We start from the raw sequence: 21,922 nt of genomic DNA, 5'->3' as shown, positions 1-21,922 counted from the left end.
CTCATCGCTGATCGGGCGCCGGCTCGCTGGAACCGGCGCCACTCAGCAATAATGGACTAAAAATGTGCTGGATGCAACCATGTTTGTGCAAATGTATTTACCTTGATTCAGATCTGCTGCATGTGAAGCAAGGGGTAGGGCCGGCCGGCATCGTCGCGCGGCGAGCGCCCCTGTTCGGTAAAGCCCATGTGGCGATAGAAACCCACGGCCTGCAGGTTCTGCTCGTTGACGTCGACACTCAGGGGACCTGCCAGCTCCCTGGCGTGGGCCAGCAGATGGCGGCCGATTCCCTGGCCACGGCTGGCGGGGTCGATGAACAGCGTGTCCACGTTGGCCTCCGTGAGGCCCATGAAGCCACGTGGCCTGCCGGCGGCGTCGAGCGCGACCCAGACCCGGCAGGCCGGCAGGTACTGCTCGGCGACCAGGATCTCGATTTCCTTGAAGTCGCTGTCGGACAGGAAGTCGTGGGTAGCGCGCACGCTGGCGCGCCAGATATCCGCCAGCGCGGCGGTGTCGGTATCGAGCGACAGTCGGATGGTCGTCATGCGGTGTTCCTTGTCGAGGAAACCGTATTGTGCCTCAACAGGAAGTGCCTGGTCGATCTCCCGGGTGGCCTGCGTCAGTCGAACAGTCCGGCGCCATCCCACCGGGGCCTTGCCGGGTCGATGCGCGCCGCCACCGCCTTGCCGGCCAGCCCGTGTGCGGCCAGCAGGCGCGGGAAGGCCCGGCAATAGCTGGACTGCACACCGGCCAGGCGCGCCAGGACGGCGTAGTCGACCACCATGCCTGCGGGGACCGCATGCAGCACCTGCAACACCCGTTCGCGCCAGTCGTCCGCCATGGCCGCCATGCGCCGGCCGACGATCTCCAGCCGGTCGCCTGCGCGGACCTCCCCGCCCGCGATGACGCGGGCAAGCACTCCGCGCCGGCGGCCGAGCGCACGCGCCAGGCCCGCGCACCGCCGCTCGAGACTGCCGCAGGCCTCGCACTGGAAGCTCAGGCGCAGCACGACGTCGTGGCCGATGCGCAGCAGGGTGCCGGACGCCATGGCGGCCGTGTCGACATCGAGCAGGATGTTTTCGGCCAGGGCCAGCGCCGGCAAGGACAATTCCTCGTAGACGCCACTGCCTGCAATCAGCACCTGGCGCGGCGACCGCGCATCGGCATGCCGGTCGCCGGCCAGTCCGAGGCCGGCGATCGCCTCGACCGACTCGGCCGGCGCCGGCGCTCCCGACGCCGGCGCGCGTAGCGCCAGTGCGATCACGCTGCCCATGTGCTAGCGGCCATTCGCCGGCGCGGATGGCGGGAACGAGCGCAGGTAGGCGACCAGGTCGCGCGCCTGGCGCTCGCTCATCAGGCTCCAGAAGCGCATGCGGTTGCCGGGAACTACGGCGTCCGGCTCGCGCAGGAAGGCCGCCAGGCGCGCCTCGTCCCAGACGAAACCCGCGCGCTTCATTGACGGCGAATAGGCGAAATCGGTGGCCGCGCCGGCGCGGCGGCCGACGATGCCGTTGAGCTGCGGTCCGAAATGGCTGCGCGCGCCGGGGCCGACCTGGTGGCAGTTGGCGCAGCGCTTGAAGGCAGCGCGCCCTGCCTCTGGCGCCCGGGCCGGCTGGGCGGCCTGCCCCAGCTGGGCCGCGCAGGACAGGAACGCGAACAAGGCGAGTGCGCGCATCGGGCGCCTTACTTCACCCGCTGCTTCTCGAGCTTGCGCGCCAGCGTGCGCCGGTGCAGGCCGAGGCGGCGCGCCGCTTCCGAGATGTTGAAGTCGGTCTCGGCGAGCACCGCGTGGATGCGCTCCCACTCGAGGGTCTTGATCGAGGTGGAGCGATTGGTCACCTCGACCTCGGCATTGCCGGCCACGTGTCCGAAAGCGGCCTCGATGTCGTCGGTATTGGACGGCTTGGCCAGGTACTGCACCGCCCCCAGCTTGATGGCCTCGACCGCGGTGGCGATGCTGGCGAAGCCGGTCAGCACGACGATCAGCATGTCCGGGTCGTGCTCGTGCAGCAGCTGGACGCAGGCCAGGCCGGAGGTATTGCCCTTGAGCTTGAGGTCGACGACCGCATACCCCGGCGAGTGTTCGACCAGCAGCGCGGTCGCTTCCTCGAGGCCGTGGGCCACCAGCACCCGGTAGCCGCGGCGCTCGAAGGAGCGGTTCAGGGTGCGCGCGAACGCCTCGTCGTCCTCGATGATCAGGAGCAGGCGCTCAATGTTTTCCGTCAATGCGTTCCTCTTCCAGTTCAATGCTCGACAGCGGCAGGCGCAGTGTCACCTGCGCCCCGCACTGTTCCCGGTTGGCCGCCGTCACCGAACCGCCCAGCTTGCGCACCACGTTCACTGCCAGGAACAGGCCCAGGCCGCGTCCGGGCTTGGACTTGGTGGACTGGTAGGGCTTCCCGATCTGGCCCAGCATGCTCGGCGCGAAGCCCGGTCCACGGTCGGTGACCATCACGATCAGGCTGCCATCCTCGATCCAGGCGTCCAGGCCGACCCAGTCGGGCGATGCCTCGAGCGCATTGTCGAGCAGGTTGTCGATGGTCTGCTTGAGCGCGGAATCGGACGCGACCGGCCGGTCTTCCAGGATACGGTCATTGTACTGGAAGCTGGCGACCTGGCGGCTCGCACGCCAGCTCGCGACCACGCCGTCGAGGAAGCTGCGCACCGTGGTACGCACGGCCGACTCGCCGCGCGCTTCGCCGGCCGACAGCAGGATGCCGCTGACGATGGACTTGCAACGCTGCAGCTGGGTTTGCATCTCGGTGATTTCTTCCAGCAGGTCGGGATCGTTGCGGAACTGGGGCATGCGCTTCCAGTCGCCCAGGATCACGGACACGGTGGCCAGCGGCGTGCCCAGCTCGTGCGCGGCGCCCGAGGCCAGCAGGCCCATGCGCACGATGTGCTCTTCCTCGACGGCGTGCTGGCGCAGCAAGGCCAGCTGCGCCGCTTTCTGGCGCAGGGTGTCGGAAATGCGCGAGATGAACATCACCAGCAGCGCCGCATTCAGGGCGAAACACACGAGCAGGCCCTGGATGTAGAGGCTGGAGATGCCCCGTGCATGGTCGAAGGGGAGCGCGAGCGGCTGGGCGTACATCGCCAGCCCGGCCATGCAGGCGATCGTGATCAGGACGATGGTCCAGGTCCACATCACCTCCAGCAGCACGGCCGAGATGATCACCTGCAGCAGGTAGAGGAAGGAGAAGGGGTTGGTGATGCCGCCGGACAGGTAGAGCAGCACGGTCAGGCTGGCCACGTCGACCAGCAGGGCCATGAACATTTCGGTGTTTGAGACGGGCCGGCGCTCGTGCCAGCGCAAGTGGCTGGCGACGTTGAAGGCGATCAGGCAGGCCAGCACCTGCAGCATGTGCACCAGCGGCAGCGCGATGCCGAACACCAGGATGGCGGCCGCGATGGTCGTGACCTGGCCGATGACGGCGATCCAGCGCAGCTCGATCAGCTGCAGCATGTTCTTGTGGCCGGCGGCGAACTCCACGCTCGCGGCGGCGGCCTGGGGCGAGCTGCGTCCGGCTTTGGCGAAGAAATCGAGGGGGTTCTGGATCATGCCCGTGTGGTGTGCTCAGTCATCGTCACGGATTGTACTTCCGTAACGGCTGATCCACCACCATGCGCCCAGCACCATCAGGGCCAGCGCATACCAGGTCAGGGCATAGACGAGATGGTTGTTCTGGAAGGCGATCACAGTCAGGCCACCGGCGGCGCGCTCGGGCGCCCCAGCCGGATCCTGGCCCTTGCCGGCGTCGATAAAGAACGGCGCGACCACAGGAGAGCCGTTCGGCGCGCTCCCGGCAGCGCCGTTCGGCGCAACGTTCGCCAAGCCGCGGGCGGCGCCGAGCGCCTGCACGTCGCGGGAGAACCAGCGGTTACCCGCAGGGTCGTTGTCGCGCAGGAAGCCGCCGCCCGGCTCGCTGATGCGCAACAGGCCGGTAAGCTCGACCCGCTCGGCGGCGCCCTCCCCGCTCGTAGCGCAGGGATCGGCGGCCGCCCGGCGGGCCGGGTAGGTGCCGGGCTTGTTGGCTGCCGCTGGAATGAAGCCGCGGTTGACGAAGACGATGTGGCCCTCGGCCGTGCAGAGCGGCGTGAGCAACCAGAAGCCGGCGCCCAGGTCGGAGACCGCCTGGACCGGAGTCGTGAATGGGTAGAGGTAGTGTCCGGACACGCGCACGCGCCGGTATTCGTCGGATTCCTTCGTCACCTGCGCCCAGCGCGCCGCGGGAGGCAAGGCCGCCGGCGCGGCGTGCACGCGGGCGTCGACGCGGGCGATCAGCGCCAGTTTCCATTGCAGGCGAACCACCTGCCAGGTCCCGAGACCCAAAAAAAGCGCGGCCAGCAGCAGCGCCGCCAGCGCCAGCATCCGCCGCGCGAAAGCGCTGCGCGGAGCATGGGCGGCAGGTGCTGCCTGCTGGTCGCGCGGGGACGTCATCGCGGGACGATGAAGCGCTTACTGCGTGTCGTGCATGCCGTGGGTGGTGTCGCTTGCCCCACCCATGGCCGGCATCATGTTGGCGTTCATGTGGGTCATCACCCAGATCGAGCCTGCCAGCACGATCACCAGCAGCACGACGGTCAGGATCAGCGCCATCATGTTCCAGCCGCCTTCCGACTTCGAATTCATGTGCAGGAAGTAGATCATCTGCACCACGAACTGGACGCCGGCAAAGCCCATGATCACGTACTTGGTCGTTTCGGTCGGCAGCACGTTGCCCATGACGAGCCAGAACGGGATCGCGGTCAGCACCAGCGACAGCGCGAAGCCGATCGCATAGTCCTTCATCGAATAGTGCGTGACGAAGCTGGTATGACCGTTGTGGTCGTGCTCGTGGTGGTGGATGTGTTCGCTCATGGCAGCACTCCCATCAGGTAGACAAAGGTGAATACGCCGATCCAGACGACGTCCAGGAAGTGCCAGAACAGCGACAGGCACTGCAGGCGGCGGAAGTTCTCGGTGTTGATGCCGTGCTTGGCCAGCTGGACCATCAGGACCACCAGCCAGATCGCGCCGAACAGCACGTGCAGGCCGTGGGTGCCGACCAGCGCGAAGAACGCGGTCAGGAAGCCGCTGCGCTGGGGACCGGCGCCCTGGTGGATCAGGTGCAGGAACTCGTAGATCTCGAGCGACAGGAAGGCCAGGCCCAGCAGGCCGGTGACGCCCATCCAGAGCAGGGTCGCGCCCAGCTTCTTGGCCTGGGCCGAGATCATCGCGACACCGAAGGTGATCGACGACAGCAGCAGGAAGCCGGTGTTGATGGCGATCAGGGTCAGGTCGAACAGCTCCGCGCCGGTCGGACCGCCGGCGTAGTTACGGCCCAGCACCGCATAGGTGGCGAACAGGGACGCGAAGATGAGGCAGTCGCTCATCAGGTAGATCCAGAAGCCGAGCAAGGTGCCCTGCTCCGGATGGTGCTCGCGCACCAGGTAGCGCGCGGTCACGTCGTCGGGGCTCAGGCCGCCGGGAATGGTTGCATTGGTATTAGACATAGCTCTTCAGCAGACGGGTATGCGCTTCTTCGGAACGGGCCACTTCTTCCGCCGGAATGTAGAAATCGCGCTTGTAGTTGAACGTGTGGACGATGATCGCTGCCATCATGGCGACGAAACCGACGGCGGTCAGCAGCCACATGTGCCAGATGATGCCGAAGCCCACCACGGCGGACAGGACCGAGATGACGAAGCCGGCCCAGGTGTTCTTGGGCATGTGGATCGCCACGAAATCCTTCAGCGGACGCTGGTAGCCGTTCTTCTTCATGTCGGCGAAGGTGTCGTTGTCGTGCACCACCGGGGTGAAGGCGAAGTTGTAGTCCGGCGGCGGCGACGCGGTCGACCACTCGAGGGTACGGCCATCCCATGGGTCGCCGGTGATGTCGCGCAGCTTGGCGCGGTCTTTCCAGGTGAAGAAGCATTGCAGCAGCAGCGCACCGATGCCGCCCGCGATCATCAGGGTGCCGACCAGCGAAATCTGGAACAGCCACTGGATCGACGGATCTTCGAAATGGCTCATGCGGCGCGTGACGCCCATGAAGCCCAGGATGTACGGCGGGGTGAAGGCGACCCAGAAGCCGATCGACCACAGCCAGAAGGACACGTGGCCCCAGAACTGGTTGAGCTTCACGCCGAACATCTTCGGCGCCCAGTAGTTGAAGCCCGCGAACAGGCCGAACACGACGCCGCCGATGATCACGTTGTGGAAGTGCGCGATCAGGAACAGCGAGTTGTGCAGCACGAAGTCGGCCGCCGGGATCGCCAGCATCACGCCGGTCATGCCGCCGAGCGTGAAGGTCAGCATGAACGACACGGTCCACATCATCGGCAGTTCGAAGCGGATGCGGCCGCGGTACATGGTGAACAGCCAGTTGAAGATCTTCGCGCCCGTCGGGATCGAGATGATCATCGTCGTGATCCCGAAGAACGAGTTCACGCTCGCCCCCGCGCCCATCGTAAAGAAGTGGTGCAGCCAGACAAGGTAGGACAACACCATGATGACGCAGGTCGCATAGACCATGGAGGTGTAGCCGAACAGGCGCTTGCCGCAGAAGGTCGAGACGACTTCCGAGAAGATGCCGAAGGCCGGCAGGATCAGGATGTACACCTCCGGGTGGCCCCAGATCCAGATCAGGTTCACGTACATCATCGCGTTGCCGCCGCGGTCGTTGGTGAAGAAGGCGGTGTCGAACAGGCGGTCCATGCCCAGCATGGCCAGCACGGCGGTCAGGATCGGGAAGGTGATCACGATCAGGATGTTGGTGCACAGCGAGGTCCAGACGAACACCGGCATCTTCATCAGGCCCATGCCCGGCGCGCGCATCTTGACGATGGTGACGATCAGGTTCACGCCCGACAGCAAGGTACCCACGCCGGCGATCTGCAAGGACCAGATGTAGTAGTCGACCCCCACGCCCGGACTGGCCAGGATGCCCGACAGCGGCGGATAGGCCAGCCAGCCGGTGCGTGCGAATTCACCGACGAACAGCGAAGCCATGACCAGCACGGCGCCCATGGTGGTCATCCAGAACGAGAAGTTGTTCAGGAACGGAAAGGCCACGTCGCGCGCGCCGATCTGCAGCGGCACGACGTAGTTCATCAAGCCCGTGATCAGCGGCATCGCCACGAAGAAGATCATGATCACGCCGTGGGCGGTGAAGATCTGGTCGTAGTGGTCGGGCGGCAGGAAACCCTTGTTGGCGCCGAAGGCGAAGGCCTGCTGGGCGCGCATCATCAGCGCGTCGGCAAAGCCGCGCAGCAGCATGACGAGCCCGAGGATCATGTACATGATGCCGATTTTCTTGTGGTCGATACTGGTGATCCAGTTGCTCCACAAATTGCCCCACTGGCGGAAGTAGGTGATCAGGGCCACCAGGGCGCCGCCACCCACCACCACGCCGGCAAAGGTCGCCAGCAGGATCGGATCGTGGAACGGAATCGCGTCCCAGCTGAGCCGGCCGAAGAGTAGCTTCGTCAGGTCGAGAGAATCTTGCATGATTACTTCTTTACAGGAGAATTAGGAATACCGACGGTGGGTCCACCGGCGTCCGGCGTGAGGCAGACTTCCGCTTCCGCCAGCTGGGCCATCTGCTCCAGCTGGGCCTTGCCCGGCAGGCGCTTCGCCGCAGCGGCGATGGCGTTGCGCTGGTGGTCCTGGGACATCTGCTCGTTCATGCAGACATTGCCCTCGGCCACGCAACGATTCAGGATGCGGTTGAACAGCGCGGCTTCCACCTGGCCGTAGTGGCGCACCGGTTCGCGCACGGACGGCTTCTCGACGGCCAGGTACTCGGCGCGGTCCAGCACGGCCGGGTTGGCCTTCATCGTCGCGACCCAGGCGTCGAACTCGCCTGCCGTGACGCCCTTGTAGGCGAAATACATATGCGAGAAGCCTTCGCCGCTGAAGTTGGCGGACAGGCCCTTGTAGTCGCCCGGCTTGTTCAGCACGGCGTTCAGGGTCGTCTCCATGGCCGGCATCGCGTAGATCATGCCGGCCAGCGTCGGGATGTAGAAGGTGTTCATCACGGTCGACGAGGTGATCTTGAAGCGGATCGGCACGTCGACCGGGGTGACCAGCTGGTTGACGGAAGCGATGCCCTGCTCCGGATAGATGAACAGCCACTTCCAGTCAAGTGCGACGACCTGCACTTCGAGCGGCTTGGTTGACGCCGGGATCGGGCGGTTCTCGTCGAGGCGGTCGAGCGGGCGGTAGGGATCCAGCTTGTGGGTCGAGACCCAGGTGATCAGGCCCAGCACGATGATGATCAGGAGCGGCGCGCCCCAGATCACGAGTTCGAGCTTGGTCGAGTGGTCCCAGTCCGGTTCGTACTTGGCCGTGGTGTTGCCCTTGCGGTAGCGCCACGCGAACAGGACAGTCAGGATCATCACCGGGACGATAATGATCAGCATCAGCAAGACCGAGATCGTGATCAGGTCTGCCTGCTGTTTTGCAATATCGCCGGTGGGATTCATTACGACCGTGTTGCAGCCGGAGAGCAGCGCAAGCGGAAGTAACGGGAGTCCGCGGCGGACAATTTTAGGAATCATGCTAGGTATCTAACGTTACATGGGAATAAGAACATGCTACTGTACCGCCAACGGCCTACGGCAACCATTGGACACTTTGTCCCACCCTTGCTATATTGAAATCGCGGCAATGCCGCGATAACAATGAGAACAGGGTGCGAAGTTCAGGCTGTTGCAGGCCGGGCTGACCCCCAAGGAGATGAAGATATGCAAAGCAACACGACGTACGGCGGCGCGGGCGCCGCCCCCATCACCCACCCTACCAGCGGGGCTCGCAACATCAATGCCCGGGACGGCGAAATCCATCCGGGCGAAATCGCCGTCGGCGTGGTCATCGGACGCGCCTCGGAATATTTCGAATTCTTCGTCTACGCGATTGCTTCCGTGCTGGTGTTCCCCGCGGTGTTCTTCCCGTGGGCCGACCGGCTCGAAGCGACGCTCTACTCGTTCATCGTCTTTTCATTCGCATTCATCGCCCGCCCCATCGGCACCGTGGTGTTCATGTGGATCCAGACGCGCTACAGCCGCGAATTCAAGCTCACCATCTCCCTCCTCATGATGGGAACCAGCACGGTCGTGATCTCCTTCCTGCCTTCGTACGAGCGCATCGGCGTGGCGGCCATCGTGATCCTGGCGCTGATGCGCATCGGACAGGGCGTGGCGCAGGGCGGCTCGTGGGACGGCCTGCCCTCCCTGCTGGCCCTGTCGGCTCCCGAGAACAAGCGCGGCTTCTATGCGATGCTGGGCCAGCTGGCCGCGCCGGTCGGCTTCCTGATCGCCGCCGGCCTGTTCGCCTTTCTCCTGACCAACCTGTCGCAAGACGACTTCCTGGTGTGGGGCTGGCGCTATCCCTTCTTCTGCGCGTTTACCATCAACGTCGTGGCGCTGTTCGCACGCCTGCGCCTGGTCTCGACCAGCGAGTATTCGCGCCTGCTCGACGCCCACGAGCTGGACCCGGCTCCGGTTGGCGAGCTGGTGAAATCGCAGGGCAGCAACATCGCCATCGGCGCCCTCGCCGCCCTGGCCAGCTATGCGCTGTTCCACCTGGTGACCGTGTTCCCGCTGTCCTGGATCCAGCTCTATGACACCCGCCCGATGGACGAGTTCCTGCATGTCCAGATGTGGGGCGCAGGCCTGGCCGTGCTGGCGATCCTGGCCTCCGGCTTCATCGCCGACCGGGTCGGCCGCCGCACCACCCTCGGCACGCTGGCAGTGCTGATCGGCCTGTTCTCGCTCGCCGTGCCCTCGCTGATGGATGGCGGCGTGACCGGCCAGAACACCTTCATCCTGGTCGGTTTCGTGCTGCTGGGCCTGTCGTATGGCCAGGCCGCCGGCGCGGTCACCGCGAACTTCAAGCAGCAGTACCGCTACACCGGCGCAGCCCTGACCTCCGACCTGGCCTGGCTGGTAGGCGCGGCCTTCGCACCGCTGGTCGCACTGGGCCTGTCGGCGCACTTCGGCCTCGGCTATGTCAGCCTCTACCTGTTGTCGGGTGCGGTCGGTTCGCTGGCGGCGCTGAGCCTGAACCGGGCGCTCGAGATCCGCGACTGATCCGCGACTGATCCGCGACTGATCCGCAAAAGCGCGCTCGCGCAGTAAAAACCAGGCCCCGTGGCGTAGCGCTCCGGGGCCTTGTCTTGTCCGCAACGTGCAGCCTGCCCTCACGGCATGCGCAAATCCAGGCCGAGCATCCCGGCCAGGGCGAAGGTGGCAAAGCCGAGGAACAGCAGCGATACCACGAACACGGCCGCCGCCGTCCCGCTGGCGCGCAGCACCGCGCCGCTCTCCTTTGTCCGCCCCTTCCTTCCCTGGTCGTAATGCCATTTCACGGCAAAGAACATGCCGATGCCCAGGACGAGGAACTTGAAGGTATAAAAGACTGCGGGGAACCAATCGGTCATATTGAGTATTTCGAGCCTAGGACTGAGAAAGCTGCCGACATCGCATACTACGTCCGCGCAGGCGCCAGACAAAGAGGACAAAGTGTCCCAGGCTAGCCTCCTGCAACATCGGAGCCGGCCAAAGATCCCTGCAATTAAAATATGGTGGCGATCATATGATCAGCATCATAAATTCTTCGATATCCAGTCTAAGCACCGCATCCCGCTCGCCGGCGCGAGTCAGCGGGTCGACGCGAACAGCGCAAGCAGGGTTGCGCGTGCGCTTGCCAGCACCGCCCTGCCCTCCGCATTATCACCCTGGATCCGCGCCAGCTGCAGGTTGCCGATGAGCGCGCCGGCGATGACGCCGGCCAGCCCGGGCGCGGCGTTGGGCGGCAAGGCCCTGGCCACGCGCCGCACCAGGCGGTCGGCGCGTCCTTTCGAGACGTCGCGCACCATGTCCTGCTGGCGCGGCATGTCGCTGGCGAGCGCCGCGACCACGCAACCGTGTTCGACATCGTGTAATTGCTCGTCCGCCAGGTAGAGTTCGATCAGTGCCTGCAGGGGCTGGCCCGTTTCGGCTGCCCGCACAGCGATGCGTTCGTCGAGCTCCGCGCTGCTGATGGCGCCGGCATGCTCGATCGCCTCCACCAGCAAAGCCTCGCGCGAATCGAAATGGGCATAGAAACCGCCATGGGTCAGCCCGGCCTCTTTCATGACCTCGGCGACGCCGACGCCCGCATAGCCGTGGCGCCGTACGGCGCGGCTGGCGGCCTCCACGATCCGGTGATGGGATTGTTCGCGCTTGCTGGACTTTGCGGACATGCTCATGGCAACTCCAAAAATATGATGGCACTCATATTATTCTCATCATATTTAGCAGTCAAGAAACGCCTCCGCCGGTACCGGCACGGAGGCGTCCAGGCGGCGCCCGCCTCAGGCCAGCGCCGTATCGAGCACGGTCATCAGGATGAAGCCGAATACCAGCGCGATGCTGGCAAAGGTGCCGTTGCCGTTCTGGCGGTATTCCGGAATCACATCATTGACGATCACAAACAACATCGCACCGCCGGCAGCAGCCAGTGCGAATGGCAAGAGCCCGCCTGCGATGCCGATCAGCGCCACGCCGACGACGGCGGCGACCGGTTCGATCAGGCCGGAAACCACGCCCATGCCGACCGCAACCAGGCGGCTGCAACCGACCGTACGCAGGGCAAGCGCCACTACCAGGCCTTCCGGCACGTCCTGGATCGACACGCCAGTCGTCAGTGCATTGGCTTTCTCCAGGTCGATCCCGGCGTGGGCAACACCGATCGCCAGCCCTTCCGGCAAGTTGTGCAAGGCGACGGCCCAGACGAACAGCCAGGCCCGGCGAAGCGAAACGGCGGCCTCGTCGGCGTCGAGGAGTCCCTCGGTACGGACGGCGCGCCCCATCAGCAGGATGGCGCCGGCCCCGGCCATGATGCCGGCGCCGGCCATCAGGCTCGCTTCCCAGTTGCCGGCGCCTGCCGTCTTGGCCGCGGCAATGGCCGGGATGACCAGCGAGAACGCAGTTGCGCCCAGCATCACGCCTGCGCCGAAACCGAGGAAGCAGTCGTAGGTACGTTTCGAGAAATTCTGTGCGAACAGGACCGGCAAGGTGCCCAGCGCGGTGGCCGCCGCGGCGATCGCGCCACCCAGCAGGGCGCGGTGCATCTTGGGATTCGCATTCATGAGCTGCTCGACCAGGCTGCCGAGCAGGAGGATGCAGCCGAGGCCGCAGATGAGGAAGCCGACGACGCGGCGGAGCGTCAGCGCCCGCAGCAGCGATCGTAGGCCGATGAGGCTGTTGTCTTGTGCTTTGTCTGCGTTCGTATCCATGCAACTCCCAAAGGAAATCCGCGCGGCCGGCCGGTGCGGGCCGCGCGGCGCGTGCTTACTTCTTCATTGCCTTGACGCCCTTGGCGGTGCCCTTGTCCTGGGGCTTGCTCATGCCGGTGTCGTCGAGCTTGCCGCCTTTCGAACCGAGCTCGGTGGACCCCATGGCGCTGCCGGACTGCCCCGCCATCGTAGCACCGCCTGCCGACTGCATGCTCATGCCCAGTTCGGCGCCGGTGCGCGGCGAGGCCATCGGGTCGGACATGGTGCGCATCGCCATCTGCTTGAGCAGGTCGATGTCGCCGCTCGGCAACGCCACTTCGGCTTCGCCCGAGCCGCCGTCCACCGCCTGCTGCTTGTCGCGGTCGGTGACGAAGTCCCAGTCGGCGCCCTGGTTCCACGGACCGCGCATCTCGCCCGGACCCTGCGACATGTTGTAGTACACGCTCGCAAAGCGCGGGTCGGCCGGCATTTTGCCCGGCGGGAAGTTCGGCTCGATGGCGTACAAGGCCTTCTCGAAGGACTTCTGGTGCGCCACTTCGCGGGTCATCAGGAAGCCCAGCGCTTCCTTCACGCCCGGGTCGTCGGTCAGCGCGATCAGGCGCTCGTACACGATCTTGGCGCGTGACTCGGCGGCGATGTTCGAGCGCAGGTCAGCGGTCGGCTCGGTGATCGAATCGATGTAGGCCGCGGTCCAGGGCACGCCGGCCGAGTTGACCAGCGGGGTGCCGCCGCCATACAGCACCTGGGTGATGTGGCTGTCGTTGCCGGGACCGGTGATGGCCTTGTACATGTCGGCTTCGCTATCCACGGCCTCGGCCAGGCGGCCCTTGGCGCCCTTGTTCAGCATGGCGACGATATGGCCGATCACCTCGAGGTGGCTCAGCTCCTCGGTGGCGATGTCGAACAGCATGTCCTTGCGGCCTGGATCGTCTTCCGAAACGGCCTGGGTAAAGTAGCGCATCGCTGCGGCCAGTTCGCCCTGCGGGCCGCCGAACTGCTCCAGCATCAGGTTGGCCAGGCCCGGGTTGGGGCCATTGACGCGGACCGTGTATTGCAGGCGTTTGTTATGTGCAAACATGAACAATCCCTCCGTTGTTGAGTGATGGCGCGCCGCAGCGTCGCCGTGCATGGTTGCGGCCGTGGCCGGCAACCTCTATATCTCATGTTGGCAGTCCAACACGGCAGTGGGGATCGGGGGTTCGCGCGTAATCTTGTAGGATTAAGTCGACAATTAGTGAACTCGACGGAAATATTTAATTTGATTAATAAGCGTTTTCATCGGCAATTAGCTTCTGTTTCCGACAGCTTGCGAGCCTGGACCCGCCCTCGACTGCGGTTTACGCCGACAGGGGAGCGGCGCGCGCTCCTACAGTAAAGACGAGCGGCAGCGCACTACCATGTTGAACATATGACCATAAAGGGGGTAACGATGTTTAACTTGAGTAAGCTGAGCCCGACCATCACCAACATGATCCGCTTCGACCATTCGCATGTCATGGTCACCTTCCACCAGTACGAAAAGGACAAGTCGCCGCGCGTCAAGAAAGCGCTGGCCGACACCATCTGCGACGCGCTGGAAATCCACGCGACCCTCGAGGAAGAGATCTTCTATCCGGTGATGCGCCAGCGCGACGCCGGCGAGCCCTTCATGCACAAGGCCGAGCCCGAGCACATGGAAATGCGCCGCATGATCGCCGAACTGCGCCGCACCAGCGGCTCCGACCCGCGCCACGACAAGCTGGTGATGGAACTGATGCGCGATGTGATGCACCACGTGGCGGACGAGGAAACCACCCTGCTGCCGCATGCCGAGGCCAAGTTGAGCCGCGAGATGCTGTCCGACATGGGCGCCAAGATGACCCGTCGCCGTATGGAACTGGTGGGCCCGAAAGCCGGCAAGCTGGCCAAGGAACATGCGGTCGGCTTCGGCGGCAGCGGCGCCGCCCTCGTCGTGGGCCTGGCCAGCGCGCTATTTGCTGTCAAGGCCTTCGGACCGAAGAAGACCTGGAAGTCCAACCCGGCCTGACGCCTTCAGGCGGGACGCCTTGCGCCGTCCCGCCGCGCCGGCCGCCCCAATCGGTTGTGGCCGGCGCCGTCTTCAGGCCGCCCTGAGCACTGGCGCCGTGTCGATGCTGGTGCGGCGGCCGATGTCGGCCGCGTGCGCCGCCAGCCAGCTGTCCGCCGCCGCCACGCCCTGCGCGTGCAGCATCTGCAAGAAGCCGAGTTCGGCGTTGAATTTGCTCGAGATGCTCAACTCCTTGAAGGTCTCGTTCGCGCTGATCAGGTGCATCCTCACCGGCGCATGGACAATGCCCTCGCCGCCTTCCTCGTCCGGCACCGCGTGATGGTGCAGCAGCGCGTTCATCTCGCGCATGAAGCTGATGTTGAAGGCCAGTTCATTGGCCCGGTTGCTGATGTCGGCGACGCTGCGCGGCGTCTCGCTGCGCGCGATCGGGTTGATCTGCACCACGAGCAGGTCCTGGGCGGCATGCGAAGCCACCAGCGGCGCCAGCGGCGGATTCGCGGTATACCCGCCATCCCAGTACAGTTCGCCCTCCACTTCGACCGAAGCGAACACGGTCGGCAGGCAGGCGGACGCCATCACCCGCTGCACATCGAGTTCCTCGCGCCGCCACACTTTGCCGACCCCGTCGTTCACCTTGGTCGCATTGACGAACAGTTGCAGTTTCTCGCAGGCGCGCACCCGCTCGAAGTCGATGTTCGCGCTGAGGAAATGGCGCAGCGGATTGGTCGTGAGCGGCATCTCGCGCACCGGGCCTGCCAGTGCCCCCGCCATTTCCATCAGGTGGTAGAAGGGTGAGTGGCTCATGGTGTAGCGGCCGGCCAGGTAATCCATGGGTGTGCGCCGCATCGGGCTGTACGCCACGGCGGCGCCGAGGGCGCGCCAGAAGCGGCCGAGCGCCGCGCGCGCGCCTTCCCGGCCGCCCCCATGGGCGTAGCCGTCCGCCACGACGGCGGCATTGATGGCGCCGGCGCTGGTGCCGCTGATGGCGCCGATGTCGAGCCATTCCTCCTGCAGCAGCCGGTCGAGCACGCCCCAGGTGAATGCGCCGTAGGATCCAGCCCCTTGCAGGCCCAGACTGATTTTCTTGTTAGGTAGAGACAATCGATACTCCCTGATCTGCGGGCGGCCGGAGCGGCCGCCTGAATCGCCGGAGTCTAGCAAGTGGGTCAGATTGACGGCGCGACGCTGCCTAAAGGCATGTTCAACAAGGCGTGCAGGTTCAGGCGAACCAGTCCATCACGACCGGCACCAGCCAGGGCGCCAGCAGCGCGGTCAACGCGCCGTTCAGGCCCATGGCCAGCCCGGCAAAGGCACCCATCTCGGCGCTCACCTGGAAGGCGCGCGCCGTGCCGACGCCATGCGCGGCCAGGCCGAGCGCAAAGCCGCGCGCCGCCGGCGAGCCGATGCGCAGGCGGTCGAACAGCCAGGGACCGCTGATGGCGCCGAAGATGCCGGTGCCGATCACCAGCGCGGCGGTCAGGGCCGGGATGCCACCCAGCCTTTCCGACACCGCCATCGCAATCGGCGAGGTCGCGGATTTCGGCCCCAGGGTGGCGGCCAACTCGGGCGTGGCGCCGAGCAGCAGCGCGCAGCCGACGCTGGCCACGATCGCCGTCACCGAGCCGAGCAGCAACGCGCAGGCCAGCAGCGGCCCGGCTCGGCGCAGGCGCGGCAACTGGCGCACCAGCGGCAGCGCGAGGGCCACCGTGGCCGGGCCGAGCAGGAAGTGGACGAACTGGGCCCCGTCAAAGTAGCGCTCGTAGGACATGCCGGATGCCGACAGCAGCAGCGCGACCAGGGCAACCGAGATGGCGACCGGGTTGGCCAGCGGTGCGTTCCCTAGCAAACGCGCGACGCGCTGCGCGGCAAGGTAGGCGCACAGGGTCATGGTCAGGCCCAGCAGCGGGGATGCGGACAGGTAGACCCAGAAGCGGCCGAGCTGGCCGAGCTCGTGTACTTCAAGCATCCTTGTCTTTCGTGGTCGCGCCCCTGTCATCCAGGCCGCGCAGCAGCAGGCCGGTGACGGCCAGGGCCAGCAGCGTGCTGCTCGCCAGCGCGGCGAGGATGGCAAGCCAGTGGCCGCTGCCGCTGGCGGCCGCGGCGACGATGCCGACGCCGGCCGGCACGAACAGCAGGGACAGGTGCGACAGCAGCGTGTTGGCGGCTTCCTCGATCCGCGCCTGCAGCGAGGGCCAGGCCAGCAGCGCGACCATCAACAGCAGCATGCCGGCCACCGGGCCGGGGATGGGCAGCGAAAACAGGAAGACAATGCCTTCGCCGAGACACTGGAACAGCAGGAGGATGGTGAAGGCGGGGAGCATGCGGCTTTGGGTGGGGCAAAGCGCACAGGATAGCAAAGTGAATGGGGCGGCGTGCGCCGCGCGGGCGTTATTGGAACGCGAAGGAATCGGGTCCACGCCTACGCGGGAAGACATTGGCGGAAGGCTCAATACCCTTACCGCGCGATTCCTGCGACGTCCGGAAGACCGTCGCTCCCGCGAGCGCGGGAGCCCAATTTGACGTTCAAGAGCCGCGCCGAAGGCTTATACCTCCGCTGTCGCCCCCGCAATCGCCCCGCGACGCAGCTGGTCGCGCTCGATCGACTCGAACAGCGCCTTGAAGTTGCCTTCGCCGAAGCCGTCATCGCCCTTGCGCTGGATGAACTCGAAAAACACCGGTCCCAGCTGGGTTTCGGAGAAGATCTGCAGCAGCAGGCGCGGACGGCCGTCCGTCACCGTACCGTCCAGCAGCAGGCCGCGCTTCCTGAGCTCCTCGGCGTTCTCGCCGTGGCCCGGCACGCGCTCGTCCAGCATCTCGTAATAAGTGGCCGGCGGGGCGCTCATCAGGGGCACGCCGGCGGCGCGCAGGCTGTCGACGGTCTTCATCAGGTCATCGGTGAGCAGCGCGATGTGCTGGATGCCCTCGCCGTTGAACTTCATCAGGAATTCCTCGATCTGGCCGCCGCCCTGCTTGCCCTCTTCGTTCAACGGAATGCGGATCATGCCGTCCGGCGCGGTCAGCGCCTTCGAGGTCAGGCCGGTGTACTCGCCCTTGATGTCGAAGTAGCGGATCTCGCGGAAATTGAACAGCTTCTCGTAGAAGTTCGCCCAGAAGCTCATGCGGCCGCGGTAGACGTTGTGGGTCAGGTGGTCGATGATCGACAGGCCGTGACCGGCCGGATTGCGCTCGACACCCTCGATGAACTCGAAGTCGATGTCATAGATCGACTTGCCCGCATTGACGCCGTCGTCGAAACGGTCGATCAGGTACAGCGGCGCGCCGCCGATGCCCTTGATGGCCGGCAGGCGCAACTCCATCGGACCGGTCGGGATCTCGACGGCCTGGGCGCCCAGTTCCAGCGCGCGCGCGTAGGCCTTGTGCGCATCCTTGACGCGGAAGGCCATGCCGCAGGCCGACGGCCCGTGCTCGGCCGCGAAGTAGGCGGCGTGGCTCTTCGGCTCGTTGTTGACGATGAAGTTGATGCCGCCCTGGCGGTACAGCACCACTTGCTTCGAGCGGTGCACCGCCACCTTGGTGAAGCCCAGCGCCTCGAACACCGGCTCCAGCACACCCGGGGTGGGCGACGCGAACTCGACGAACTCGAAGCCCATCAGGCCCATGGGATTCTCAAACAGGTCTGCCATTTCTATTCCCTCATTGTCATTGCGTGTCGTTGGTCAGCGGCCATGGGTGCCGGTCATGGCCGTTCGTTCAATCTCATTCTGCGAACACTTCCGCCAGCAGGCCGCGCAGCCACTGGTTGCCCGGGTCCTGGTTGTAGCGCCGGTGCCAGAACACATTGGTCTGCAGCGGCGGCAGCTCGAGCGGCGGCGCGATCCATTCCAGGCCGAAGGGCAGCGCCGCGCGTTCGGCCAGCTTTTGCGGCACCGTGACCACCAGGTCGGAGCTGCTCACCATATACGGCACCGCGGTGAAATGCGGCACCCGGAAGCGCACCGCAGGTCCGATGCCGGCACGCGCCAGCAGCCCGTTGATGCGCTCGTAGGGCGTCTCGCGCGAGTCCACCAGCATGTGCTCGGCCTTCACGAAGCGCTCCAGCGTCATCTCGCCCCGGCCCAGTGGATGCCCCTTGCGGAACATCGTCACGTAGGGCTGGCGGAACAGCTGCCGCTGGTACAGCGCTTCCGAGATGTCTTCGAAAGGACCGACCGCCAGGTCGACCCTGCCGCCTTCCATATCTTCCTTCAGCAGCGCCGCCCCGGCGCGCACCGAACTGATTTCCACCAGCGGCGCCAGCACCCGGCAGCGCTCGATCAGCGCCGGCATGAAGTAGATCTCGCCCACGTCCGTCATCGCCAGCACGAAGCGGCGCCGGCTGGTGGCCGGGTCGAAGCGGCTGCGCTGGTTCAGCGCCAGGGCCACCTGTGCCATCGCCACGCCGATCGGCTCGGCCATCTGCGTCGCCAGCGGCGTCGGCTGCATGCCGGCCGCGGTGCGGACGAACAGCTCGTCCCCGAAAGCGCGCCGCAGCCGCGCCAGCGCATTGCTCACCGCCGACTGGCTCAGTCCCAGCTTGCGGGCCGCCGAGGAGATCTGGCGTTCCCGGTAGACTTCCTGGAAGACCGACAGCAGGTTCAGGTCGATGGTGTGCGGTTCGATCATGGCGTGGGCTGCATTGTCGGCCTGCGTCCGGCGCGAGCATAGCTATATTTAGATGGTGAATAGTCTACATTTTTCTATTCATCTCGTAAAACATGCTGAATTCTTCTACAGTGGCGGCGATCCCCATCCCCGTTCCATCCGCCAGGAGAAAACATGAGCCAGCACCTTGGCCGCCAGCTTGACGCCGCCAGCGCGCCCGCGAGCGCCTACATGAGCGGCTTCGGCAACGAATTCGCCACCGAGGCCCTGCCCGGCGCCCTGCCGCGGCACCGCAATTCGCCGCAGCGCGTGCCCTACGGCCTGTACGCCGAGCAGATTTCCGGCACCGCCTTCACGGCCCCGCGCAGCCACAACCGCCGCTCCTGGCTGTACCGGATCCGCCCGGCCGCCGTGCATGGACGGTTCACGCCGATCGACGCAGGCAGGATCGTCAGCCGCTTCGACACCCCGGCCCCGCCGGACCAGCTGCGCTGGAGCCCCCTGCCCCTGCCCGATGCGCCGACCGATTTCATCGACGGCTGGGTGACCATGGCCGGCAACGGCTCGCCCGAAGCCATGACCGGCTGTGCGATCCACCTGTACGCCGCCAACCGCGACATGGAAGGCCGCTACTTCTACAGCGCCGACGGCGAACTGCTGGTCGTGCCGCAGCTGGGGCGCCTCGCGATCGCCACCGAACTCGGATTGCTCGACGTGGAGCCGCACGAGATCGCGGTGATTCCGCGCGGCGTGCGCTTTTCCGTGAGCCTGCCGGACGGCCAGGCGCGCGGCTACGTCTGCGAGAACTTCGGCGCCCTGCTGCAGTTGCCGGACATGGGCCCGATCGGCTCGAACGGCCTGGCCAACCCGCGCGACTTCCTCACCCCAATCGCGCGCTACGAGGATGTCGAGGGCGACTTCGAGCTGGTGGCCAAGTTCTGCGGCGGCCTGTGGAGGGCAAGCATCGGCCATTCGCCGCTGGACGTGGTGGCCTGGCACGGCAACTACGCCCCCTATAAATACGACCTGCGCCACTTCAATACCATCGGCTCGATCAGCTACGACCACCCCGACCCCTCGATCTTCCTGGTGCTGCAGGCGCCCAGCGACACCCCTGGCGTGGACACGCTGGACTTCGTCATCTTCCCGCCCCGCTGGCTGGTCGGCGAAGACACCTTCCGCCCCCCCTGGTTCCACCGCAACGTCGCCAGCGAGTTCATGGGCCTGATCCACGGCGCCTACGACGCCAAGGCAGATGGCTTCGTGCCGGGCGGGGCCAGCCTGCACAACTGCATGAGCGGGCACGGTCCGGACGCCGCCACCTTCGAGAAGGCCAGCGGCGCCGACACCAGCCAGCCGCACAAGGTGGCGGACACCATGGCCTTCATGTTCGAGACCCGCAACGTGCTGGCGCCGACCGCGCAGGCGCTGGCCTCGCCGCAGCTGCAGCCGGACTACCAGCAGTGCTGGGCGGGCATAGGCAAGCATTTCCGGCCCGACGCTCCGTGATGGCATCCTGACAATGCGTGTGGCGCAAACCTGCGCCGGCATGCGATGATGCGGCGTGCGCCGCCTTCCGGCGCGCCCGGTCGCGGCCCGGATAGTCCGACGGAGGCCGAGCGCCAGTGTTGACCGACATATTGATCATCTCCTTCCTCATCCTGATGAACGGAGTGTTCGCCATGAGCGAGTTGGCACTGGTCTCGGCCAAGCGCATGCGCCTCGAACGGCGCGCCGAAGATGGCAGCCGCGGCGCGCGCGCGGCGATCGACCTGGCCGAGGATCCCAGCAACTTCCTTTCCACTGTCCAGGTCGGCATTACCGTCATCGGCATTTTCAACGGCGCCTTCGGCGAAGCCTCGCTCGCCAGCAGCCTGGCCGCCCACCTGCAGACCATTCCAGCGATCGCGCCCTATGCGCGCGAAGCCGCCACCGGGCTGGTAGTCGTGTTCATCACGATCGCATCGATCATCTTCGGCGAGCTGGTTCCAAAGCGTATTGCCATGGCCTTCCCGGAAGCAACGGCCATCCTGATCGCCCAGCCGCTGCGCGTCCTGTCGGTGATGATGTCGCCCTTCGTCAGGTTCCTGTCGCTGAGCACGAACGCCCTGGTGCGTGTCATCGGCATCAGGCAAGCGAAGGAAGATGCTCCCACCGAAGAAGACATCGCCGGCATGATCAAGGAAGGGGCCGACACCGGCGTCTTCGAGAAAACCGAATACGACATCGTCCAGCGCGCCCTGCGCCTGGACGACCAGCACCTGAAGTCCCTGATGACGCCGCGCGTCGACCTGGTCATCATCGACCTCGAGGAAGACCGCCAGCGCAACCTGGAAACCATCGGCGCCAACCCCTACAGCCGCTATCCGGTCTGCCGCGGCGACCGCTCGCACATCCTCGGCTACGTGATGGCGCGCGACCTGTTCGCCCAGTCCGTGCGCGCCGGCTCGCTCGACGCGATCGCTCTCGACGACGCAGTGCAGGAATTGCTGTACGTGCCGGAGACCGTGAGCGCGATGGCCCTGCTCGAGATGTTCAAGAAGAACCGCGCCGAACTGGCCCTGATCGTCGACGAATACGGCGACATCCAGGGCATGGTCACCCTCAGCGACGTGATGAGCGCCCTGGTGGGCGACGTGACGGTGGCCGGCGAGGAGCACGACGCCGACGCCGTGCAGCGCGCCGACGGCAGCTGGCTGCTCGACGGCGGCGTGTCGCTCGACCGCTTCCGCGACCTGCTGGAGACCGCGCAGGTCTTCCCGGGCGAAGAGGAAGGCGCCTTCCACACCCTGGCCGGCTTCCTGCTGTACCAGCTGGGCTACATTCCCAAGGCGGCCGACATCGTCGACTGGCAAGGCTTCCGCTTCGAGGTCGTGGACATGGACGGCAACCGCATCGACCGCATCATGGTGTCGCGCTACGAACAGCAGGACCCGGAGCCGGAGCGCGACTGATCGCGCCCTGCCCCGCCCGGTCCCGCCCGGTCCCGTTGCGCGCGCCGCGCGTGGAATACGCCTCATTAATCTTCTGT

At 65.8% G+C, this 21,922-nt stretch carries 23 protein-coding genes; 4 read left to right on the top strand and 19 right to left on the bottom strand.

The window, feature by feature from the left end:
* Positions 1-107 precede the first annotated feature (107 nt).
* From AC56KL_RS09565 to cyoA, 10 genes are all read right to left on the bottom strand, one after another.
* Positions 108-545: an acetyltransferase gene (locus tag AC56KL_RS09565; protein WP_497179918.1), complete on the bottom strand. Its 438-nt coding sequence runs from the start codon at positions 543-545 to the stop codon at positions 108-110.
* 74 nt (positions 546-619) lie between these two features.
* Positions 620-1,273 (bottom strand): MOSC domain-containing protein, encoded by a 654-nt coding sequence (locus AC56KL_RS09560; RefSeq protein ID WP_497179917.1) that lies wholly within the window; start codon positions 1,271-1,273, stop codon positions 620-622.
* Positions 1,274-1,276: 3 nt separating this feature from the next.
* A complete protein-coding gene (locus AC56KL_RS09555; RefSeq protein ID WP_497179916.1) occupies positions 1,277-1,675 on the bottom strand; it encodes a c-type cytochrome in 399 nt (132 codons plus the stop codon).
* Between the two features lie 8 nt (positions 1,676-1,683).
* The gene (locus tag AC56KL_RS09550; RefSeq protein ID WP_497179915.1) at positions 1,684-2,226 is read right to left on the bottom strand and encodes a response regulator transcription factor; all 543 of its coding nucleotides are present in this window, start codon (positions 2,224-2,226) and stop codon (positions 1,684-1,686) included.
* Positions 2,210-3,562 carry an ATP-binding protein gene (locus AC56KL_RS09545; RefSeq protein WP_497179914.1) on the bottom strand — a complete coding sequence of 451 codons (1,353 nt, stop codon included), beginning with the start codon at positions 3,560-3,562 and terminating at the stop codon, positions 2,210-2,212. Before AC56KL_RS09545 ends, AC56KL_RS09550 begins: the two co-directional genes overlap by 17 nt.
* A 15-nt stretch (positions 3,563-3,577) precedes the next feature.
* Positions 3,578-4,441: an SURF1 family protein gene (locus AC56KL_RS09540; RefSeq protein WP_497179913.1), complete on the bottom strand. Its 864-nt coding sequence runs from the start codon at positions 4,439-4,441 to the stop codon at positions 3,578-3,580.
* Between the two features lie 18 nt (positions 4,442-4,459).
* On the bottom strand, positions 4,460-4,861 hold the full coding sequence (cyoD, locus tag AC56KL_RS09535) for a cytochrome o ubiquinol oxidase subunit IV (RefSeq protein WP_497179912.1): 402 nt from the start codon (positions 4,859-4,861) through the stop codon (positions 4,460-4,462).
* Complete coding sequence (gene cyoC / locus AC56KL_RS09530) at positions 4,858-5,496, bottom strand: cytochrome o ubiquinol oxidase subunit III (RefSeq protein WP_497179911.1); 639 nt, start codon at positions 5,494-5,496, stop codon at positions 4,858-4,860. Before cyoC ends, cyoD begins: the two co-directional genes overlap by 4 nt.
* Positions 5,489-7,492, bottom strand: coding sequence for a cytochrome o ubiquinol oxidase subunit I (gene cyoB, locus AC56KL_RS09525; protein ID WP_497179910.1), 2,004 nt, complete (start codon positions 7,490-7,492; stop codon positions 5,489-5,491). The genes cyoC and cyoB overlap by 8 nt, the downstream gene beginning before the upstream one ends.
* A 2-nt stretch (positions 7,493-7,494) precedes the next feature.
* A complete protein-coding gene (cyoA, locus tag AC56KL_RS09520; protein WP_497179909.1) occupies positions 7,495-8,544 on the bottom strand; it encodes a ubiquinol oxidase subunit II in 1,050 nt (349 codons plus the stop codon).
* Positions 8,545-8,730: 186 nt separating this feature from the next.
* Here cyoA and AC56KL_RS09515 point away from each other — a divergent pair, with 186 nt between their 5' ends.
* Entirely contained in the window at positions 8,731-10,074 is a 1,344-nt protein-coding gene (locus tag AC56KL_RS09515) for an MFS transporter (RefSeq protein ID WP_497179908.1), read from the top strand.
* 110 nt (positions 10,075-10,184) lie between these two features.
* On the opposite strand, the gene AC56KL_RS09510 is transcribed toward AC56KL_RS09515, so the two are convergent.
* From AC56KL_RS09510 to AC56KL_RS09495, 4 genes are all read right to left on the bottom strand, one after another.
* Positions 10,185-10,424 carry a hypothetical protein gene (locus AC56KL_RS09510; RefSeq protein WP_497179907.1) on the bottom strand — a complete coding sequence of 80 codons (240 nt, stop codon included), beginning with the start codon at positions 10,422-10,424 and terminating at the stop codon, positions 10,185-10,187.
* A 219-nt stretch (positions 10,425-10,643) separates the two neighbouring features.
* Positions 10,644-11,234 (bottom strand): TetR/AcrR family transcriptional regulator, encoded by a 591-nt coding sequence (locus AC56KL_RS09505; RefSeq protein ID WP_497179906.1) that lies wholly within the window; start codon positions 11,232-11,234, stop codon positions 10,644-10,646.
* A gap of 105 nt (positions 11,235-11,339) precedes the next feature.
* The gene (locus AC56KL_RS09500; RefSeq protein WP_497179905.1) at positions 11,340-12,263 is read right to left on the bottom strand and encodes a ZIP family metal transporter; all 924 of its coding nucleotides are present in this window, start codon (positions 12,261-12,263) and stop codon (positions 11,340-11,342) included.
* A 55-nt stretch (positions 12,264-12,318) separates the two neighbouring features.
* Positions 12,319-13,341: a manganese catalase family protein gene (locus AC56KL_RS09495; RefSeq protein ID WP_497179904.1), complete on the bottom strand. Its 1,023-nt coding sequence runs from the start codon at positions 13,339-13,341 to the stop codon at positions 12,319-12,321.
* A gap of 351 nt (positions 13,342-13,692) precedes the next feature.
* Between AC56KL_RS09495 and AC56KL_RS09490 the strand changes: the two genes are divergently transcribed.
* The gene (locus AC56KL_RS09490; RefSeq protein WP_497179903.1) at positions 13,693-14,289 is read left to right on the top strand and encodes a hemerythrin domain-containing protein; all 597 of its coding nucleotides are present in this window, start codon (positions 13,693-13,695) and stop codon (positions 14,287-14,289) included.
* A gap of 72 nt (positions 14,290-14,361) precedes the next feature.
* On the opposite strand, the gene AC56KL_RS09485 is transcribed toward AC56KL_RS09490, so the two are convergent.
* The 5 genes from AC56KL_RS09485 to AC56KL_RS09465 form a co-directional block, all read right to left on the bottom strand.
* Positions 14,362-15,390, bottom strand: coding sequence for a patatin-like phospholipase family protein (locus tag AC56KL_RS09485; protein ID WP_497179902.1), 1,029 nt, complete (start codon positions 15,388-15,390; stop codon positions 14,362-14,364).
* Positions 15,391-15,508: 118 nt separating this feature from the next.
* A complete protein-coding gene (locus AC56KL_RS09480; RefSeq protein ID WP_497179901.1) occupies positions 15,509-16,255 on the bottom strand; it encodes an LrgB family protein in 747 nt (248 codons plus the stop codon).
* Entirely contained in the window at positions 16,248-16,610 is a 363-nt protein-coding gene (locus AC56KL_RS09475; RefSeq protein WP_497179900.1) for a CidA/LrgA family protein, read from the bottom strand. Before AC56KL_RS09475 ends, AC56KL_RS09480 begins: the two co-directional genes overlap by 8 nt.
* A gap of 222 nt (positions 16,611-16,832) precedes the next feature.
* Positions 16,833-17,933 (bottom strand): 4-hydroxyphenylpyruvate dioxygenase, encoded by a 1,101-nt coding sequence (hppD, locus tag AC56KL_RS09470; protein WP_497179899.1) that lies wholly within the window; start codon positions 17,931-17,933, stop codon positions 16,833-16,835.
* A 73-nt stretch (positions 17,934-18,006) separates the two neighbouring features.
* Positions 18,007-18,912, bottom strand: coding sequence for a LysR family transcriptional regulator (locus AC56KL_RS09465; RefSeq protein WP_497179898.1), 906 nt, complete (start codon positions 18,910-18,912; stop codon positions 18,007-18,009).
* Positions 18,913-19,065: 153 nt separating this feature from the next.
* Here AC56KL_RS09465 and hmgA point away from each other — a divergent pair, with 153 nt between their 5' ends.
* Positions 19,066-20,400, top strand: a complete 1,335-nt coding sequence (hmgA, locus tag AC56KL_RS09460; protein ID WP_497179897.1) for a homogentisate 1,2-dioxygenase — start codon at positions 19,066-19,068, stop codon at positions 20,398-20,400.
* A 116-nt stretch (positions 20,401-20,516) separates the two neighbouring features.
* Complete coding sequence (locus AC56KL_RS09455) at positions 20,517-21,845, top strand: hemolysin family protein (RefSeq protein ID WP_497179896.1); 1,329 nt, start codon at positions 20,517-20,519, stop codon at positions 21,843-21,845.
* The last annotated feature ends 77 nt before the right edge of the window (positions 21,846-21,922 follow it).

Source organism: Telluria sp. ZB4P34, from assembly GCF_059686055.1.
This window is presented reverse-complemented; position numbering and strand designations above follow the sequence as displayed.